We start from the raw sequence: 19,772 nt of genomic DNA, 5'->3' as shown, positions 1-19,772 counted from the left end.
GGGGTAGGTGCGACGATCGGACGGCACAAAGCAGTGACACGGAAAGCAGAGGAAGTCGGCCATGGCAACGGCGCCCAGCGTCTCCTACTCGATGACGGTCCGGCTGGAGGTGCCCGCGAGCGGAACCGCGGTCTCGCAGCTCACCACGGCCGTCGAGTCCCACGGAGGCTCGGTGACCGGCCTCGACGTGACCGCTTCCGGCCACGAGAAGCTCCGGATCGACGTCACCATCGCGGCGACCTCCACCTCGCACGCCGACGAGATCGTCGAGCAGCTGCGTGACATCGAGGGCGTGACCCTCGGCAAGGTGTCCGACCGTACGTTCCTCATGCACCTCGGCGGCAAGATCGAGATGCAGTCCAAGCATCCGATCCGCAACCGTGACGACCTCTCCATGATCTACACCCCGGGTGTGGCCCGGGTGTGCATGGCGATCGCCGAGAACCCCGAGGACGCCCGCCGCCTCACCATCAAGCGCAATTCCGTTGCGGTCGTGACGGACGGCTCCGCCGTTCTGGGCCTCGGCAACATCGGCCCGATGGCCGCGCTGCCCGTCATGGAGGGCAAGGCGGCCCTCTTCAAGCGCTTCGCCGGCATCGACGCCTGGCCGCTGTGCCTGGACACCCAGGACACCGATGCGATCGTCGAGATCGTGAAGGCGATCGCCCCCGGCTTCGCGGGCATCAACCTGGAGGACATCTCCGCGCCGCGCTGCTTCGAGATCGAGGCCCGGCTGCGCGAGGCCCTCGACATCCCCGTCTTCCACGACGACCAGCACGGCACGGCGATCGTCGTCCTCGCCGCCCTGACCAACGCACTTCGTGTCGCGGGCAAGGCGATCGGCGACATCAGGGTCGTCATGTCCGGTGCGGGCGCGGCCGGTACGGCCATCCTCAAGCTGCTCATCGCCGCGGGTGTGAAGAACGCCGTCGTCGCCGACATCCACGGCGTGGTGCACGCGGACCGCGCCGACCTCGTCGAGGCCGCCGCGGACTCGCCACTGCGCTGGATCGCGGACAACACCAATCCCGAAGGCCTCACGGGCACGTTGAAGGAAGCGGTGCGCGAGGCCGACGTGTTCATCGGCGTCTCCGCCCCGAACGTGATCGACGGCGACGACGTGGCCGCGATGGCCCAGGACGCCATCGTGTTCGCTCTCGCGAACCCCGACCCCGAGGTCGACCCGGCAATCGCCCGCCAGACGGCGGCAGTTGTGGCCACCGGCCGCTCCGACTTCCCCAATCAGATCAACAACGTCCTGGTCTTCCCGGGCGTCTTCCGTGGCCTCCTGGACGCCCAGTCGCGTACCGTCAACACGGAGATGATGCTCGCCGCCGCGACCGCGCTCGCGAACGTGGTGACGGAGGACGAGCTCAACCCGAACTACATCATCCCCAGCGTCTTCAACGACAAGGTCGCGGGCGCGGTCGCCGGAGCGGTGCGTGACGCCGCGAAGGCGGCGGGGGCGACGGAAGCGGCCAACGCGACCGTGTAGTACGGGTCGAGCCGGGGCGCACGACCGCGTGAGAACGGTCGTCGTCACGCCTGTGACGGGCGCCACGACCGCCTGGAACCCGGCGCGTCGCGGAACGCGGGGCCAGCGGCCGCCTCTAGGGTGGCGGCCAGGCTCAGGCCTCGCAGGCCTATCCGTGTGACCCCCAAGGGTGTTCGTTTGACTCCCAGGGGTGCCGGATTGGCTTTCCCGCCGCAGGTGGGGGCAGGATGCGTCTTCGGGCGCGACGGTCTGGCTACGGACCCGGGTCCGGGGGCCGACCGAGGACCCTGGCAGCATCGGCTTCACTGTGCCGGAAGTGCGGCTCCGCCGCGTGGCACGCCTCAACAGCAAGAAGAACACGGGAGTAACAACATGAACCGCAGTGAGCTGGTGGCCGCGCTGGCCGACCGCGCCGAGGTGACCCGCAAGGACGCCGACGCCGTTCTGGCCGCTTTCGCCGAGACCGTCGGCGAGATCGTCGCCAAGGGCGACGAGAAGGTCACCATCCCCGGCTTCCTGACCTTCGAGCGCACCCACCGTGCCGCTCGCACCGCGCGCAACCCGCAGACCGGCGACCCGATCCAGATCCCGGCCGGCTACAGCGTGAAGGTCTCCGCGGGCAGCAAGCTCAAGGAAGCCGCCAAGGGCAAGTAAGGCCGGCCGGTACGCTCCCGCGGACGCGGGACGCGTACGAGCCACAGCAACGCCAATGGGGCGGCCCCTTTCAGGGGGGCCGCCCCATCGTCGTACGTCTGTCCGCCGAGCGCCTAGCCGAGCGCCTTGCCCCGGAGAGGCTGGGGTCAGCCGAGCGCCTTGCCCGGCAGTTCGACCTTCGCTCCCAGCTCGACCAGCTTGTCCATGCTGTGTCCGCCCGGGGGATGACCCCCGGACCCCAGCCGGAAAGACGCTGCCCGGACCGGAGCGGAGAGGCTGGGGTCAGCCGAGCGCCTTGCCCGGCAGTTCGACCTTCGCTCCCAGCTCGACCAGCTTGTCCATGAAGTTCTCGTAGCCGCGGTTGATGAGATCGATGCCGTGGACGCGGGACGTGCCCTGCGCCGCCAGCGCCGCGATGAGGTACGAGAAGCCGCCGCGCAGGTCGGGGATGACCAGGTCGGCGCCCTGGAGCTTCGTCGGGCCCGAAACGACCGCGGAGTGCAGGAAGTTGCGCTGGCCGAAGCGGCAGTTGGAGCCGCCGAGGCACTCGCGGTAGAGCTGGATGTGCGCGCCCATCTGGTTCAGCGCGGAGGTGAAGCCCAGCCGGGACTCGTACACCGTCTCGTGGATGATGGACAGGCCGGTGGCCTGCGTCAGCGCGACGACCAGCGGCTGCTGCCAGTCCGTCTGGAAGCCGGGGTGGACGTCCGTCTCCAGGGCGATGGACTTGAGCTGGCCGCCCGGGTGCCAGAAGCGGATGCCCTCGTCGTCGATCTCGAAGGCGCCGCCGACCTTGCGGTAGGTGTTCAGGAACGTCATCATCGACCGCTGCTGGGCGCCGCGGACGTAGATGTTGCCTTCGGTCGCCAGGGCCGCGGAAGCCCAGGAGGCGGCCTCCAGGCGGTCCGGGAGGGCCGCGTGGGTGTAGCCGCCGAGCGTGTCCACACCGGTGATGCGGATCGTCCGGTCGGTGTCCATCGCGATGATGGCACCCATCTTCTGCAGGACGCAGATCAGGTCCTCGATCTCCGGCTCCACGGCCGCGTTCGAGAGCTCCGTGACGCCCTCCGCGAGCACCGCGGTCAGCAGCACCTGCTCGGTCGCGCCCACGGACGGGTACGGCAGCTGGATCTTGGTGCCGCGCAGCCGCTGCGGGGCCTCCAGGTACTGGCCGTCCTCCCGCTTCTCGATCTTCGCGCCGAACTGCCGCAGCACCTCGAAGTGGAAGTCGATCGGCCGGCCGCCGATGTCACAGCCGCCGAGCCCCGGGATGAAGGCGTGGCCCAGCCGGTGCAGCAGCGGGCCGCAGAAGAGGATCGGAATGCGCGACGAGCCCGCGTGGGCATCGATGTCAGCGACGTTCGCGCTCTCGACGTGGGAAGGATCGAGGACCAGCTCGCCGGGCTCCTCACCCGGACGGACGGTCACACCGTGCAACTGCAGCAGCCCGCGTACGACGCGCACGTCGCGGATGTCGGGGACATTGCGCAGCCGGCTCGGCCCGCTGCCCAGCAGGGCGGCGACCATGGCTTTCGGTACGAGGTTCTTCGCACCGCGGACACGGATCTCGCCCTCAAGCGGGGTTCCGCCATGGACAAGCAGGACATCGTCGTTGACGGTCATGTATCTCGCGTTCCGATGAGTTGGGCAGGTGTGGGTCGTCGGCAGGCCGGTCGTACGGGAGCCGAACAGCAAGGGTAATGGCCGCCCACCCCGGCGTAGTAAGCCCGAGGAGGACTCAGCTGCGTCATAGCTTGGACACAACACGAACCGTTCCGAATCGGGCACACGGGGTCACCGGCCCCGGTGCGCCCGGGCAACGCTTCGTTGCGCCCTGAGCTGCATTCACTCCCGTACGGGTATTGGGTCCCCACATGAAGGGAATGTGCGGGATCATGTCTGGCATGACCGAGGTGTCCTCGCTCACAGGGCGGCTGCTCGTGGCCACGCCCGCCCTGGCGGACCCGAACTTCGATCGCGCGGTGGTGCTGCTCCTCGACCACGACGAGGAGGGCTCCCTCGGTGTCGTCCTCAACCGTCCGACCCCGGTGGGCGTCGGGGACATCCTGGAAGCCTGGGCCGGCCTGGCCGGGGAACCGGGCGTCGTCTTCCAGGGCGGCCCGGTCTCGCTGGACTCGGCGCTGGGCGTGGCGGTCATCCCCGGCGGCGCGGCCGGTGAGCGAGCACCACTCGGCTGGCGGCGGGTGCACGGAGCGATCGGTCTGATCGATCTGGAGGCCCCGCCCGAGCTCCTCGCCTCGGCCCTCGGCTCCCTGCGCATCTTCGCCGGATACGCGGGCTGGGGCCCCGGCCAACTGGAGAACGAACTGGTCGAGGGAGCCTGGTACGTCGTCGAGTCCGAACCGGGAGACGTCTCCTCCCCGTCGCCGGAGCGCCTGTGGCGCGAGGTCCTGCGCCGCCAGCGCAGCGAGCTGGCGATGGTGGCGACCTATCCCGACGACCCCTCCCTGAACTGACCGTCGCACCGGCCCCGGACCGGCCCGCGACCCTTCCCTCATCTGATGGCCGCGAGCCCCAGTACCCTTGGCTTCATGAGCACTCTTGAGCCTGAGACCCAGCCCCAGCGAGGCACGGGGACGGGGACCCTCGTAGAGCCGACGCCGCAGGTGTCGCACGGCGACGGGGACCACGAGCGCTTCGCCCATTACGTCCAGAAGGACAAGATCATGGCGAGCGCGCTGGACGGCACGCCCGTCGTGGCGCTGTGCGGCAAGGTGTGGGTACCGGGCCGCGACCCGAAGAAGTACCCCGTGTGCCCCATGTGCAAGGAGATCTTCGAGTCCATGGGCGCCGGTGGCGACCAGGGCAAGGGCGGCGACAAGAAGTAACGCCGAAGTTCCTCCCGGCGCAGTACGCCCGTAGACCGAGCACGGCCGCGGCACCCCTGGCGAGGGGCGCCGCGGCCTTGTCGTGCGCGGGGTCGGGTGTGTTCCCGCCGAACAGCCTGGTGAAGGCGGAACTCGTCGTGCGGGCGCCCTCCTCGGAGGGGCCGTCCTGCCGGCGCTCGGCCACGCGGCCCAGGGGCAGTGCAACGTCCTGTTCCTCGGCAGCCTTCCGTGGGTGCTCTTGGTGATGATCGGCGAGCGGGCGGACGGTACCGGCCGACGCGAAGGCCGATGTGCAGGCCGATGTGCAGGCCGATGTGCAGGCCGATGTGCAGGGCGGTGGGGAGACCGTCGAGGGCTGAGCGTTGCACGGAGTGCGTTCCGTGGTCACAGAGTGGTTGAGACCTCTTGTGGGCATGTTCCTGTACTCCTTAGCCTCCGGAGTGTTGTGCAGAGCAAAACCGCCATTGCGCATGTTGCAACGCACCCCCACCGGAGGACGCTCGATGAAGCTCTCTGCCCCCACATCGCTCGCTGCCCGGACGGCGGCCGCCCTCGCGGTCCTCGTCGTCGCCACCGCCTGCGCTCCCCAGACCGCCGACAACTCCGGCTCCGGCAAGGACGAGAAGGGCGGCACGCTGCGTGTCTGGCTCTTCCAGGAAGTCGACAACGGGCCCAAGACGAAGGTCGTCGACGCGGCCGTCGCCGCTTTCGAGAAGGCCCACCGGGGCACCGAGGTCACCGTCGAGTACATCCCCGTGGAGACCCGCGCCCAGCGCGTCAAGGCCGCCTTCAACGACCCGAAGAGTGCCCCGGACGTGATCGAGTACGGCAACACGGACACGGCCGGCTATGTGAAGGACGGCGGACTCGCCGACGTCACCGAGGAGTTCACCGCCTGGAGCGAGTCCAAGGACACCGACCCGACGGCCCGGCAGTCGGTGACGGTGGACGGGAAGATCTACGGCGCCCCCTATTTCGTCGGCGTCCGCGCGCTCTACTACCGCACGGACGTCTTCGAGGAACTGGGCCTCGCCGTCCCGAGGACCCAGGCCGAACTGGCGGACACCGCCCGGCGGATCCACGCCGCGAAGCCCGACCTCTACGGGCTCGCCGTGGGCGGCGCCTACACGTACGGCGCGATGCCGTTCATCTGGGCCAACGGCGGCGAACTCGCGGAGGGCAAGGGCGGTTCGTACACCGCCGCCATCGACAGCGCGAACGCCCGGAAGGGCATCAAGGCCTACACCGCGCTGTTCGGGGACGCGAACTGTCCCGCCGCCAAGTGCGCGGGCATGGGCGGCAACGACACGGTGACCGCGTTCGCGTCCGGCAAGGCGGGCATGGCCATCGGCGGCGACTTCAGCCATGCGGCGATCGAGGCGGGCAAGGTGAAGGGCAAGTACGCGGTGGTGCCGCTGCCCGGTGTGAAGGCGGGCTCCGTGGCACCGGCGTTCGCGGGCGGCAACAACATCGGCGTACTGAGGAGCACCTCGCACCGCACGCTCGCCGTCGACCTGATGGAGCGGCTGGCGTCCAAGAAGACCCAGGGCGAACTCTTCGACGCGATGGGCTTCCTGCCGACCTACACCGACGTCCGTCAGCAGGTCGCCGCCAGGGAGCCGTTCGTCGCCCCGTTCGTGAAGACCCTCGCCGCGGGTGCCAGGTTCGTGCCGGCCTCCCCGGCCTGGGCGCAGATCGACGCCTCGCTGGTCCTGCCGACGATGTTCCAGGAGATCGTCAGCGGCAAGAAGGACGTGGCCGGGGCGTCGAAGGACGCGGCGAAGAAGATGAACGACGCGTTCGGCTCCGTGGGCTGAGCGGATGGCGACGCAGGACACACGCGCCGAGCGCGCCGGGCGGGGGACGGCCACCGGGGCGGGCCCCCGTATCCCCGGCTCCCGCATCCCCGGCTCCCGCGGCCCCGCCTCCGCCCGCCGGAGCCGCGGGCCCGCGGCCGGTCCGGCCCCGCGCGGGCGCGCCGGCTGGACCCCCTGGCTCTACCTCGCCCCCGCCCTGGTCGTCCTCGGCGGTCTGCTCGTCTACCCGATCTACCAACTCGGCCTGATCTCCTTCCTGGAGTACACGCAGGCACAGGTCAGCGGCGGCGAACCGACCACGTTCCAGGGCTTCGGCAACTACGCGGAGCTCTTCGCCGACGAACAGTTCTGGCAGGTGCTCCTCGCCACCGTGCTGTTCGCCGCGGCCTGCGTGGTGTCGACCCTGGCCACCGGATGCGCGCTCGCGGTCCTGCTCACCCGCGTACGGGCCGTCCCGCGCCTCGCGCTGATGCTGGCGGCGCTCGGCGCCTGGGCGACCCCGGCCGTCACCGGTTCCACGGTCTGGCTGTTCCTCTTCGACCCCGACTTCGGACCCGTCAACCGGGTGCTCGGGCTCGGCGACCACTCCTGGACGTACGGCCGCCTCAGCGCCTTCGCGCTCGTCCTGCTCGAAGTGGTCTGGTGCTCCTTCCCGTTCGTGATGGTGACGGTGTACGCGGGAATCCGCGCCGTACCGGCCGAGGTGCTGGAAGCGGCCGCCCTGGACGGCGCCTCGCAGTGGCGGATCTGGCGATCGGTGCTCGCGCCGATGCTCCGGCCGATCCTGGTGGTCGTCACCATCCAGTCGGTCATCTGGGACTTCAAGGTCTTCACCCAGATCTACGTCATGACGAACGGCGGCGGCATCGCCGGCCAGAACCTCGTCCTGAACGTCTACGCGTACCAGAAGGCGTTCGCGGCCTCCCAGTACAGCCTCGGCTCCGCGATCGGCGTCGTGATGCTGGTGCTGTTGCTCGGGGTCACGCTGGTGTACCTGCGGCTGCTGCGCCGACAGGGGGAGGAACTGTGAACGTCCTCGGACGTGTTGTCCGGCGGCCCTGGCGGCTGGCCGCCGAGACGACCGCTCTGCTCGTCGCGGCCGTCGTCGCCTTCCCCCTCTACTGGATGGTCCTCGGCGCCTTCCGGCCGTCCGGGGAGATCCGGTCCACCGAGCCCCGGCCCTGGACGCTTTCGCCTTCCCTGGATTCCTTCCGGCGCGTCTTCGGGCAGCAGGAATTCGGCCGGTACTTCCTCAACAGCCTTCTCGTGGCAGGCTCCGTGGTGGTGGCCTCGGCGATCGTCGCGTTTCTCGCGGCGACAGCGGTGACCCGATTCCGCTTCCGATTCCGGACCACCCTGCTGATCATGTTCCTGGTGGCCCAGATGGTGCCCGTCGAGGCCCTGACGATCCCGCTCTTCTTCCTCATGCGGGACTTCGGCCAGCTGAACACCCTGGGCTCCCTGATCCTGCCGCACATCGCCTTCTCGCTGCCCTTCGCGATCTGGATGCTGCGAGGTTTCGTCAAGGCCGTTCCGGACGCGCTGGAGGAGGCCGCGTACATCGACGGCGCGAGCCGCGCGCGATTCCTCTGGCAGATCCTTTTCCCGCTCGTCCTCCCCGGGCTCGTGGCCACCAGCGTGTTTTCCTTCATCTCGGCCTGGAACGACTTCCTGTTCGCCAAGTCCTTCATCATCAGCGACACCTCGCAGTCCACCCTGCCGATGGCCCTCCTCGTCTTCTACAAGCCGGACGAGCCCGACTGGGGCGGTGTCATGGCCGCCTCCACGGTGATGACGATTCCGGTGCTGATCTTCTTCGTACTCGTACAGCGACGACTCGTCTCCGGCCTCGGCGGAGCGGTAAAGGACTGATGGACATGATGGATACGGGTCTGATTCCGGCGCCCCGCGTCGTCGGGAGCGCCGCGCGCGGGGCGTTCGCGCTGGACGTGGCCACCACCCTGTGGGCCGCGCCGGGCACGGACACCACCGAACGCTGGCTGCGCTCGGCGCTCGGCGCGGCCCTCGGACTACCGCTGCGACCTGGGCCGCAGGACGCTCCGGGCGGCGTACGGCTGCTCCTCGACGACCGTCTGGAACCGGAGGCCTACCGGCTCGGCGTCGGCGACGACGGGGTCGAGATCCGGGGCGGGGGCGCCGCCGGAGTCTTCTGGGGTGCGCAGACGCTGCGTCAACTGCTCGGCCCCGACGCCTTTCGCCGCGCCCCGATCCGTCCGCGGACGACGTACGAAATCGCGCACCGGGTCATCGAGGACGCACCGCGATTCCGCTGGCGCGGTCTCATGCTCGACGTCTCCCGGCACTTCATGCCCAAGGAAGGCGTCCTGCGCTACCTCGACCTGCTGGCCGCGCACAAACTCAACGTCTTCCACTTCCATCTCACCGACGACCAGGGATGGCGTGTTCAGATCAACCGTTACCCGAGGCTGACGGAGGTCGGGTCCTGGCGGGCCCGCACCAAATTCGGCCACCGGGCCTCACCGTTGTGGGAGGAGAAGCCGCACGGAGGCTTCTACACCCAGGACGACATCCGCGAGATCGTCGCGTACGCGGCCGAGCGGCATATCGCCGTCGTCCCCGAAATCGACATCCCCGGCCACTCGCAGGCGGCCATCGCCGCGCATCCGGAACTGGGCAACACCGACGTCATCGACACGACCTCCCTGACCGTCTGGGACAACTGGGGCGTCTCCAAAAACGTACTCGCCCCCACTGACAACACCCTGCGCTTCTACGAGGGGGTGTTCGAGGAACTCCTCGACCTGTTCCCGGCGGACCCCGCGCGCTTCCCGGAGTTCTCGGGCTTCTTCCACATCGGCGGCGACGAGTGCGCCAAGGACCAGTGGAAGCAGTCGGCCACGGCACAGGCGCGCATCAAGGAACTCGGGCTCGCCGACGAGGACGCGTTGCAGTCCTGGTTCATCCGGCACTTCGACAACTGGCTCTCCGAGCGCGGGCGTCGGCTGATCGGCTGGGACGAGATCCTGGAGGGCGGTCTCGCGCCGGGCGCCGCGGTGTCGTCGTGGCGCGGCTACCAGGGCGGCGTGACGGCCGCGCGCGCGGGCCACGACGTCGTCATGTGTCCCGAGCAGCACGTGTACCTGGACTACCGCCAGGCCGCGGGCGAGGACGAGCCGGTGCCCATCGCCTACGTGCGCACCCTGGAGGACGTCTACCGCTTCGAGCCGGTTCCGCCGCAGCTCACCGAGGCGGAGGCGCGGCACGTGCTGGGCACGCAGGCCAACGTGTGGACCGAGGTCATGGAGGACCACGGGCGCGTGGACTACCAGGCGTTCCCGCGGCTCGCCGCTCTGGCGGAGGTCGCCTGGAGCAGCCTGCCGGCCCCCGCGGAACGGGACTTCGCCGGTTTCGAGCGGCGGATGAGCACCCACTACGCCCGACTCGACGCCCTCGGGGTGGCCTACCGGGCGCCCGCGGGACCTCGGCCGTGGCAGCGGCGACCCGGTGTGCTCGGACGCCCGATCGAGGGGGCGCCCCCGAACGTGTGAGACGGCTCACGACCGGTGTGCCCCCGGACCTGTGCCCTGGCACCGTGGCCCCGCAAGGAAAAAAGGCCCCCAAGGGTCACCGAAGAGTGACAATTCGAGCTCACCGGTGATGCCGTGCGAAAACCGGCCATCTCCCTGGTGAGAGGGGCGAATGCCTCCTAGCGGACCCCCGCGTCGGGGGCCGGGGAAGATGTGCCAGAGTTGCCACGTCCGCCCTGTCAGCACGTACCGTACGGCAGCACAGGTGGGACCAGGTGGGGCAGCGGGAAGGGGCAACCGGTTTGACCACGCACGCACCGCAGGCGGCGCAGGCCGTGACGCTGCCCGTCTCGCTCGACGAGGCGGTGGCGGCACTGTCCGCCATGCCCGCGGCCGTTCCGGTGGCAGGCGGCACCGATCTGATGGCCGCGGTCAACTCCGGACAGCTGAGGCCTGCCGCGCTCGTCGGCCTCGGCCGGATCAGCGAGATCCGCGGCTGGCAGTACCAGGACGGTCACGCGCTGCTCGGCGCCGGCCTCACGCACGCCCGCATGGGCCGCCCCGACTTCGCCGCCCTCATCCCGGCGCTCGCCGCCGCGGCGCGGGCGGCCGGACCGCCGCAGATCCGCAACGCCGGAACCCTGGGCGGCAACATCGCCACGGCAGCGCCCACGGGTGACGCGCTGCCCGTACTGGCCGCGCTGGAAGCCACGCTGATCATCGCGGGCCCGGGCGGAGCCCGCCGCGAGATCCCGGTGTCGCACCTGCTCGCGGGCGTGGACATGCTCCGCGGCGGAGAACTCATCGGCTACGTGCGCGTGCCGCTGCTGCATGCCCCGCAGGTCTTCCTGAAGGCCACCGGGCGCACCGGACCCGGGCGCGCGATCGCCTCCGTGGCGCTCGTCCTCGACCCGGCCCGGCGCGGTGTGCGGTGCGCCGTCGGCGCCATAGCGCCGATGCCGCTGCGCCCCCTGGACGCCGAGGCGTGGGTGGCCCAGCTGATCGACTGGGACAACAGCCGCACGATCGTCCCGGAGGCGCTGACCGCGTTCGGGGAGTACGTGGCCGCGGCCTGCATCCCCGACCCCGTCCCCGCCGAGGACGGCTCCGTGGCGCCGCTCCCGCCGGCCGTACTGCACCTGCGGCGCACCGTCGCCGCGCTGGCCCGACGAGCACTGGGGAGGGCACTTTCGTGACCGACGACCAGCACGAAGAGAGCGCTCCGCGCAGCGGTGGCCGCTGGGATCCGCTGCCCCAGGGCGACTACGACGACGGCGCGACCGCCTTCGTCAAACTCCCCGAGGGCGGCATCGAGGCCCTCCTCGCCGCCCGGGAGCCGCTCGCGGCGCCCGGACACGGCTATGTGCCCCCGCAGATCGCCGTGACGCCCGCCCCGCCCGAGGCGGCGGACCCGGCGGCCACCGGAACGTGGGCCGCCCAGGGTGGCGCCGCCCCGTGGCCGGATCCGAACGCCGCGCAGCCCGGTGCCGACGGTCACGACGACCGGTTCTCGTACCACCCGGGTTCCACCGGGCAGTGGGAGTTCAACGACGCCGCCCGGGACGGCGGCGCCGGACACGACGTGACCGGGCAGTGGTCGATCCCGGTGGCCGGAGGGGATCTTCCGGACGAATCGGGCGAGTTCACCACGTCGGCACTCGTCGAGCAGTGGGGCGGCACACCACCCGCCACGCTCCCGGGCGGCGCGTCCGCGCCCTGGGCCGGCGAGATCGGCAGCGCGTGGACCGCCGACGCGCCCGAAGCGGCCCCTGAGGCCCCCGCGGGGCCCGCACCGCAGCCGCAGGCCGAATCGCCCGCACAGGCCGCCCAGCGGCCCGTACGGCCCACCCGTGAGGCCGCTGAGCCCGTCTCCGACCCCGGGCCGGTGACCGCGGGGACCCACGAGGCGCCCGAGGCGGACCCGGCGCACGAGACGGCGGGCACGGACGACGGCCCGCGCGACGCGGACCACCCCGTCCAGGCCCCGCACAACGAACACCCCCTCGCCTCCTACGTCCTGCGCGTCAACGGCGCCGACCGGCCGGTCACCGACGCCTGGATCGGCGAGTCGCTGCTCTACGTGCTGCGCGAACGACTCGGCCTCGCGGGCGCCAAGGACGGCTGCTCGCAGGGCGAGTGCGGCGCCTGCAACGTCCAGGTGGACGGCCGGCTCGTGGCGTCCTGCCTGGTGCCCGGCGTCACCGCAGCGGGCAGCGAGGTACGCACCGTCGAGGGCCTGGCCACCGAAGGACAGCCGTCCGACGTCCAGCGCGCACTGGCCAAGTGCGGCGCCGTGCAGTGCGGTTTCTGCGTCCCCGGCATGGCGATGACCCTGCACGACCTGCTCGAGGGCAACCCCGCGCCGACCGAGCTCGAGACCCGCCAGGCCCTGTGCGGCAACCTGTGCCGCTGCTCCGGCTACCGCGGCGTCCTGGACGCCGTGCGCGAGGTCGTCGCCGAACGCGAGGCGCACTCCGCCGCCGCGGCCGAAGCCCCCGAGGCGGACGAGGCCCGCATCCCGCACCAGGCGGGCCCCGGCGCGGGCGGTGTCCACCCGTCCGCGTACGAGGACAATGCCGCGTACGGCTCCCAGGCGCAGCACGAACAGCCGTACGGCCAGGACGGAGGCCAGGCGTGACCAACCAAGCCGCGACCGCGACACCGGCGGCGCCCGAGACGGGCACCGAGCCCCTGCCGCACGGGCTCGGCGTCTCGCTGCCCACGGCCGAGGCCCGAGCCAAGACCGAAGGCACCTTCCCCTACGCCGCCGACCTGTGGGCCGAAGGCCTGCTGTGGGCCGCCGTGCTCCGCTCGCCCCACCCGCACGCCCGCATCGTGTCCATCGACACCAGCCACGCGCGTGAGATGCCCGGCGTACGTGCCGTCATCACCCACGAGGACGTGCCCGGCACCCCGCTGCACGGCCGCGGCCGCGCCGACCGCCCCGTGTTCGCCTCCGAACTCGTACGCCACCACGGGGAGCCCATCGCGGCCGTCGCCGCCGACCACCCGGACACCGCGCGGATGGCCGCCGCGGCCGTCATCGTCGAGTACGAGGTGCTCGAACCGGTCACCGACCCCGAGCAGGCCTTCGAGGCCGAACCCCTGCACCCCGACGGCAACCTGATCCGCCACATCCCGCTGCGCCACGGCGACCCGGACGCCGTCGGCGACATCGTCGTCGAGGGCCTCTACCGCATCGGCCGACAGGACCCCGCGCCCATCGGCGCCGAGGCCGGACTCGCCGTGCCCCGCCCCGACGGCGGCGTCGAGCTCTACATCGCCTCCACCGACCCGCACGCCGACCGCGACGCGGCCGCCGCCTGCTACGGCCTGGAACCCGCGCGCGTGAAGGTCGTCGTCACCGGCGTCCCCGGGGCCACCGCCGACCGCGAGGACCAGGGCTTCCAGCTCGCGCTCGGCCTGCTCGCCCTGACCACCGGCTGCCCGGTGAAGCTCACCGCTACGCGCGAGGAATCCTTCCTCGGCCACGCCCACCGGCACCCGACTCTGCTGCGCTACCGGCACCACGCCGACGCCGAGGGCACGCTGGTCAAGGTAGAGGCTCAGATCCTGCTCGACGCGGGCGCCTACGCCGACACCTCCGGCGAGTCCCTGGCCGCCGCGGTCTCCTTCGCCTGCGGCCCGTACGTCGTCCCGAACGCCTTCATCGAGGGCTGGGCCGTCCGCACCAACAACCCGCCCTCGGGGCACGTGCGGGGCGAGGGCGCCCTCCAGGTCTGCGCCGCCTACGAGGCCCAGATGGACAAGCTGGCCAAGAAACTCGGCGTCGACCCCGCGGAACTGCGCCTGCGCAACGCGATGGCCACGGGAGACGTCCTGCCGACCGGCCAGACGGTGACCTGCCCGGCCCCGGTCGCCGAGCTGCTCCAGGCCGTACGCGACTACCCGCTGCCGGCCCTCCCCAAGGACACCCCCGAGGACGAGTGGCTGCTGCCCGGCGGCCCCGAGGGCGCGGGCGAACCCGGTGCCGTACGCCGCGGTGTCGGCTACGCGCTCGGCATGGTGCACATGCTGGGCTCCGAGGGCGCCGACGAGGTCTCGACGGCCACCGTGAAGGTCCACGACGGCGTCGCCACCGTGCTCTGCGCGGCGGTGGAGACCGGCCAGGGCTTCACCACCCTGGCCCGGCAGATCGTCCAGGAGACGCTCGGCATCGACGAGGTCCACGTGGCTCCCGTCGACACCGACCAGCCCCCGGCGGGCCCGAGCTGCCGCGGCCGGCACACCTGGGTGTCCGGCGGAGCGGTCGAGCGCGCCGCCAAGATGGTCCGTACGCAGCTCCTCCAGCCGCTGGCCCACAAGTTCGGCATGTCCACCGAGCTGCTCCAGATCACCGACGGCAAGATCACGTCGTACGACGGAGTGCTGTCGACGACGGTCACCGAGGCGATGGACGGCAAGGAACTGTGGGCGACCGCGCAGTGCCGCCCGCATCCGACCGAACCGCTGGACGAGGCCGGCCAGGGCGACGCCTTCGTGGGCCTCGCCTTCTGCGCCATCCGCGCGGTGGTGGACGTCGACATCGAACTGGGCTCGGTACGGGTCGTGGAGCTCGCGCTCGCCCAGGACGTCGGCCGGATCCTCAACCCGGCACAGCTGACGGCCCGCATCGAGGCAGGCGTCACCCAGGGCGTCGGCGCCGCGCTGACCGAGAACCTCCGTACGGCCCGCGGCCTGGTCCGTCACCCCGACCTCACGGGCTACGCCCTCCCGACCGCCCTGGACGCGCCCGACATCCGCATCGTCAAGCTCGTCGAGGAGCGCGACGTCGTCGCCCCCTTCGGCGCCAAGGCGGCCAGCGCGGTACCGGTCGTGACGTCGCCGGCGGCCATCGCGTCCGCCGTACGGGCGGCCACCGGCCGACCGGTCAACCGTCTGCCGATCCGCCCGCAGGCGGCGGTGGTGACGGCGTCGTGACCGCGCGGGAGCCGGCGGCCGGCGAAGCCGTGCCGGGCCGCGAACTCCCGTCGAACGCCGACGCCCCCGCAGCGAACGCCGACGCCCCCGCAGCGAGCGGCGACGAGTCCGGACAGCCGCGCTACGAACCCGCGCCCGGCGTCGGGAAGCTGCTGCTCTGGGTGCTGCTCTTCGTCCTGGCGGCCGTGGTGGTCGTCGTGGGCGGCGTCTACTTCGGCTGATCCGCCGGTCTCCGCCGGTCTCCGCCGAACTCGGTCGTTCTCGGCCGGGACCGGCCCGCGCGCCGGGTTGAGGACCCGGGATGCCCTGGACACCCTGGACGTCCGGCCCACCCCGTTCCGTGGGAAGCCTGTTCCCGCGTGTTTCTGGCGTTGTCAGTGGGGCGGCGTATGGTTCTGGCTCAAAGGGGAACTGCCGTGGGACGACCGGCCGTTCCCCCGTGGGGGAAGCACAATGCGTTCACATGCGCGGGGGAGCCATGAGTACGACTGACACCGATGTCGGCGGCGCGATCACACTGGCCGACGACGCACTGGATCCGTTCATCACGCACGCGGGCACGCGGAACCGCCTCACCGGCCCCGGACTGCCCGGCGACGGCAGGCTCCTCGGGTTCGGCACGCTGCGGGAGCACGGTCTGCGCACCGTCGCCGACCTGGCCGGCGACGCCGACAAGCTCGCCGAGGAGCTGCGCGACCGGCTCGTCATCGGGGCGCTGCGCAGCCTGGACCGGGACCTGGAGTCGATCGTGCTGGACGGGACGACGGGCGAGGTCTCCTCGACGCACGTCCAGCGGAACCCCGCCCACCTGGACCTCTCACCCCTGGCGCCCTCCCTGGAGGCCCTGCTGCGCTTCGCGGCGGCCACCGAGGAACTGACCCTGTCCCGGGGCGGACCGGGCCCGTTCGGCCCGAAGGCGGTCGCGGAGGTGTCGGACCGGCTGAGCGCCGTCTTCGAGGACGGCGTGGGCGGGCACGTACCGCCGTACTGGCGGATGGCGGCGCTGATCCGCCCACTCGCCCGGATCGCCGGACCCGGTGAAGGGCTCGTCCTCGGCCTGCCCAAGCGGCTGCTGGACGAGGAGTTCGGCGCGGGCGAGATCATGCGCTTCGAGGACGTCGACTTCCCGCCCGCGCTGACGCACGAACCGACCCGCCGCTTCCTGCGGGAGACCGGCCTGCCCGAGGACGGCTTCCTCTTCCAGCTGGACACGGAGATGCCGCTGCCGGCCCTCACCGAGTACTACGCGGACGAGCGCCCCGACGCGTTCTCCGCAGGCCTGCTCCCGGCCGCCGCCCACCGCCTGATCCGCCTCGGCTACCTCCTGGAGGACACGAGCCTGGTCGTGGACGGCATCACGGGCGCGGTGCTGGCCTGGAGCGAGCCGGACCTCACCCTGCGCCCGCTCAACGCGGACATCTCCACGCTCGCGTTCACTCTCTGGCTCCTCCACCGCGAGAAGTCGGTGGACGCGGCCCACGGTCTCAGCGGCTCCTACGAACAGCTCGCCGCCACTCTGACCGAGACCCTCGCCACCGTCGACCCCGCCGCCTGCGACCCGACCCCGTCCCTCCCGGGCGACGACGGCCGGCGCCACTGGCCGGAGATATTCGAGAACCATGCGGGCGGCACCCTGTACGCCTAGCGCCACCGCTCCGGCTCCGGCGGGCGCGAACCCGAGCAGGACGCACGCCACTCCAGCCGACAGCTGCTGCACGAGGAGACGGACGGCCGAAGGGACGGCACCTGGCCTTCGCGCCAGTCGTGAGCGGAATTATTGATTCTTTGCCGTTTTGCCGAGGAAATAGTTGACCGTGATCCGGTAATTGCTCCAGGTGCTTTCCCGTCTTGCTTGGGTGACAATCGGTATAGACGCACGGCTTCTCTGCTGTGAAATGAGGGAATACAGTGGACCTCGACACTGACTTGACCGACGCGCAGAAGAAAGCGCTCAAGGAGAATGCGGACGATCTGGAAAGGCTGCAACCTCAGCTGGATGAGGTGCATGAAAAGGTGCTGTCTCGCCTGGAGAGAGCAGGGCTGGGGAATGGAACAGATATACTGAATTGCCTGGCCTGTATTGTGTGCGAGGGATGGACCCGTGGCAGTAACGGCAGGTGCGGTAGTTGTTCCCACGGCTGGTTCTCTCACAACGTGAAATAGCAGTCCCTACGGCGACGCCAGGGGAAATTGTGCGTCCCGGCTTCTCCAAGGAGGCGTCGGTGTGCGCTCCATCCGTCGCGCCGCGAGCTGGTGATCAGCCTCGGTGGCACGCGCTCAAGATGCAGGGCGGCGTCAACTGAGACGGGCGAACAGGAATGGAGGCACCCCCTCGGGGTGCCTCCATTCCATTTTGCCTGGTCAGGCGCTAGAGGCCGTGGCGGGAATCGAACCCGCGTAACTCGCTTTGCAGGCGAGTCCCTGAACCACTCGGGCACACGGCCGTTCTCAGGTGCGGCACGGCTCACTCGTTCCGAACCTGATGGGTCGACCGTAAGGGGGTTCGGGGGCGGGCTCAAGGGTTCCGGCGCCGCCGCAACGCGACTGCCACACCCCGTTCATGAACCGCGGGGCGGCCGGATCGGAGAGGGGTCGTGCAGGGGATCGGGGCGCGGACTCGGGGTGTGGTCCGGCGCGGACGGAGGGGCGGTCGGACGCGGCTCGAGGAGTGGTCGGGTGGGGAGGGAGGGGTGGTCGTGCCGGGGCCCGGGGGAGTGGTCGTACGACCAAAGGACCGGTTGATCACCGTCTTCGGACAGGAGTCAGTGCGGGCTGCGCACCTTACGCTGGCGGCCATGACAGCAGTGGAAGCGCGCGACGTCGCGACGGCCTTGTCCGAGCGGGAGGGCGGGGTGCTGAGCCGGCCGTACCGGGCGCTCAGCATCGGCATCGTGTCCGTGGTGCTGGTGATCGCGTTCGAGGCGACCGCCGTCGGGACCGCGATGCCCGTCGCCGCGCGGGAGCTCGACGGGGTCGCCCTGTACGCGTTCGCGTTCTCCGGTTACTTCACGACGAGCCTGTTCGGGATGGTCCTCGCCGGGCAGTGGTCCGACCGCGACGGGCCCTTGGCCTCGCTGGCCTCGGGCATCGGCGCGTTCGCGGCGGGGCTGCTGCTGTCCGGGACGGCCGGCGGCATGTGGGTGTTCATCCTCGGGCGGGCCGTCCAGGGACTCGGCGGCGGGCTCGTCATCGTCGCGTTGTACGTCGTCGTCGGGCGGGCCTACCCGGAGCGGCTGCGGCCCGCGATCATGGCCGCGTTCGCGGCGGCCTGGGTGGTGCCGTCCGTGGTCGGACCCCTCGCGGCGGGTGCGATCACCGAGCACCTCGGCTGGCGCTGGGTGTTCATCGGGATTCCGGCACTGGTCGGCGTTCCGCTCGCGCTCGCGCTGCCCCAGATACGGCGGCGGGCCTCGGGACCCGCGGGGGCGGGCGCCCGCGCACCGCTCGACCGGCGGCGCATCCGGCTGGCGTTCGGGATCGCGCTCGGCGCGGGGCTGCTGCAGTACGCCGCCCAGGATCTGCGCCCGCTCTCCCTCGTACCCGCCGCGGCCGGTGCCGCGCTGCTCGCCTGTGCCGTGCGCGGACTGCTGCCGCACGGCACATGGCGTGCGGCGCGCGGGCTGCCGTCCGTGGTGCTGCTGCGCGGGGTCGCCGCAGGCGCCTTCATCTCCGCCGAGTCCTTCGTGCCGCTGATGCTCGTCACCCAACGGGGGCTGTCGCCGACGCTCGCCGGGCTCTCCCTCGCGGCCGGTGGCGGCACCTGGGCGCTGGGCTCCTGGGTGCAGGCGCGGCCGCGTGTGGAGCCGTACCGGGACCGTCTGATGTTCGTCGGCATGCTGCTGGTCGCGGCGGCAGTCGCCGCCGCGCCGAGCGTGCTGATCCCCGCCGTGCCGGTGTGGAGCGTCGCCGTCGCCTGGGGGTTCGGCTGCTTCGGGATGGGCCTGGTGATCGCCTCGACCAGCGTGCTGCTGCTCCATCTCTCGGCTCCCGAGGAGGCCGGCAGCAACTCGGCCGCCCTCCAGATCTCCGACGCCCTGTCGAACGTGCTGCTGCTCGCCGCGGGCGGAGCCGCCTTCGCGGCCCTGGGCGGCGGCGCGGTGGCCCACGCGGCCACCGACGCGGCCTCCGGCTCCCACAGCTCCCACCCGGCCGCCTTCGCCGCGGTGTTCCTGCCGATGGCCGCGGTGGCGCTGGTAGGGGCGTGGGTGACGACACGGTTGCGGGAGCCGTAGGCCGTACGGCTTCGACCCCGAGGTCCTGGACCTGGCCGAGCCGGCGCGCGGGCATCGGGCGCGGATCGCGTGCCGCGTGGGGCTGATCGACTCACGTCCGAGGGCGCCGCACGAGGCGATGTGACCTCAATCCCATCCGCCGGTGACCCGGCCTCGTCCGCACCTCGGGACGAGCCGGGCGCCGGTAGGGTGGCCCGGTTGTCATACGTAGCCGAGCCGCCCACCCGTCACCGCTGACGCGTCGCGCGTGGACCCGGACGCTCCCATTCGACACC

At 71.3% G+C, this 19,772-nt stretch carries 15 protein-coding genes and 1 tRNA gene; 14 read left to right on the top strand and 2 right to left on the bottom strand.

The annotated features are described in order from the left end of the window. Positions 1 to 61 precede the first annotated feature (61 nt). Complete coding sequence (locus tag OG788_RS18990) at positions 62 to 1,495, top strand: NAD-dependent malic enzyme (RefSeq protein WP_351541906.1); 1,434 nt, start codon at positions 62 to 64, stop codon at positions 1,493 to 1,495. A 372-nt stretch (positions 1,496 to 1,867) separates the two neighbouring features. After that, entirely contained in the window at positions 1,868 to 2,149 is a 282-nt protein-coding gene (locus OG788_RS18985; protein WP_007382399.1) for an HU family DNA-binding protein, read from the top strand. A 282-nt stretch (positions 2,150 to 2,431) separates the two neighbouring features. On the opposite strand, the gene murA is transcribed toward OG788_RS18985, so the two are convergent. Next, complete coding sequence (gene murA, locus OG788_RS18980) at positions 2,432 to 3,772, bottom strand: UDP-N-acetylglucosamine 1-carboxyvinyltransferase (protein ID WP_351541905.1); 1,341 nt, start codon at positions 3,770 to 3,772, stop codon at positions 2,432 to 2,434. A 281-nt stretch (positions 3,773 to 4,053) separates the two neighbouring features. Between murA and OG788_RS18975 the strand changes: the two genes are divergently transcribed. From OG788_RS18975 to OG788_RS18925, 11 genes are all read left to right on the top strand, one after another. Continuing rightward, entirely contained in the window at positions 4,054 to 4,626 is a 573-nt protein-coding gene (locus OG788_RS18975; protein WP_266759296.1) for a YqgE/AlgH family protein, read from the top strand. A 75-nt stretch (positions 4,627 to 4,701) separates the two neighbouring features. After that, positions 4,702 to 4,998 carry a DUF3039 domain-containing protein gene (locus OG788_RS18970; RefSeq protein ID WP_103554931.1) on the top strand — a complete coding sequence of 99 codons (297 nt, stop codon included), beginning with the start codon at positions 4,702 to 4,704 and terminating at the stop codon, positions 4,996 to 4,998. 503 nt (positions 4,999 to 5,501) lie between these two features. Further along, complete coding sequence (locus OG788_RS18965; RefSeq protein WP_406372247.1) at positions 5,502 to 6,815, top strand: extracellular solute-binding protein; 1,314 nt, start codon at positions 5,502 to 5,504, stop codon at positions 6,813 to 6,815. Between the two features lie 4 nt (positions 6,816 to 6,819). Then, positions 6,820 to 7,845, top strand: a complete 1,026-nt coding sequence (locus OG788_RS18960; protein WP_406372245.1) for a carbohydrate ABC transporter permease — start codon at positions 6,820 to 6,822, stop codon at positions 7,843 to 7,845. Further along, on the top strand, positions 7,842 to 8,687 hold the full coding sequence (locus OG788_RS18955) for a carbohydrate ABC transporter permease (protein ID WP_351541902.1): 846 nt from the start codon (positions 7,842 to 7,844) through the stop codon (positions 8,685 to 8,687). Before OG788_RS18960 ends, OG788_RS18955 begins: the two co-directional genes overlap by 4 nt. A 5-nt stretch (positions 8,688 to 8,692) precedes the next feature. Continuing rightward, entirely contained in the window at positions 8,693 to 10,345 is a 1,653-nt protein-coding gene (locus OG788_RS18950) for a beta-N-acetylhexosaminidase (protein WP_406372243.1), read from the top strand. Between the two features lie 281 nt (positions 10,346 to 10,626). Continuing rightward, on the top strand, positions 10,627 to 11,520 hold the full coding sequence (locus tag OG788_RS18945; protein WP_351541900.1) for an FAD binding domain-containing protein: 894 nt from the start codon (positions 10,627 to 10,629) through the stop codon (positions 11,518 to 11,520). Beyond that, positions 11,517 to 12,962, top strand: coding sequence for a (2Fe-2S)-binding protein (locus OG788_RS18940; RefSeq protein ID WP_406372241.1), 1,446 nt, complete (start codon positions 11,517 to 11,519; stop codon positions 12,960 to 12,962). The genes OG788_RS18945 and OG788_RS18940 overlap by 4 nt, the downstream gene beginning before the upstream one ends. Continuing rightward, the gene (locus OG788_RS18935) at positions 12,959 to 15,265 is read left to right on the top strand and encodes a molybdopterin cofactor-binding domain-containing protein (RefSeq protein ID WP_351541898.1); all 2,307 of its coding nucleotides are present in this window, start codon (positions 12,959 to 12,961) and stop codon (positions 15,263 to 15,265) included. Before OG788_RS18940 ends, OG788_RS18935 begins: the two co-directional genes overlap by 4 nt. Continuing rightward, a complete protein-coding gene (locus tag OG788_RS18930; protein WP_406372239.1) occupies positions 15,262 to 15,486 on the top strand; it encodes a hypothetical protein in 225 nt (74 codons plus the stop codon). Before OG788_RS18935 ends, OG788_RS18930 begins: the two co-directional genes overlap by 4 nt. A 257-nt stretch (positions 15,487 to 15,743) precedes the next feature. Continuing rightward, positions 15,744 to 16,910: an SUKH-4 family immunity protein gene (locus OG788_RS18925; RefSeq protein WP_406372237.1), complete on the top strand. Its 1,167-nt coding sequence runs from the start codon at positions 15,744 to 15,746 to the stop codon at positions 16,908 to 16,910. Between the two features lie 727 nt (positions 16,911 to 17,637). On the opposite strand, the gene OG788_RS18920 is transcribed toward OG788_RS18925, so the two are convergent. Then, positions 17,638 to 17,709: transfer RNA gene (locus OG788_RS18920), tRNA-Cys, on the bottom strand. A 351-nt stretch (positions 17,710 to 18,060) separates the two neighbouring features. On the opposite strand from OG788_RS18920, the gene OG788_RS18915 reads away from it, so the two are divergent. Beyond that, positions 18,061 to 19,497: an MFS transporter gene (locus OG788_RS18915; protein WP_406372235.1), complete on the top strand. Its 1,437-nt coding sequence runs from the start codon at positions 18,061 to 18,063 to the stop codon at positions 19,495 to 19,497. Positions 19,498 to 19,772 lie beyond the last annotated feature (275 nt).

Source organism: Streptomyces sp. NBC_00647 (assembly GCF_045207245.1).
Lineage (GTDB): Bacteria > Actinomycetota > Actinomycetes > Streptomycetales > Streptomycetaceae > Streptomyces.
This window is presented reverse-complemented; position numbering and strand designations above follow the sequence as displayed.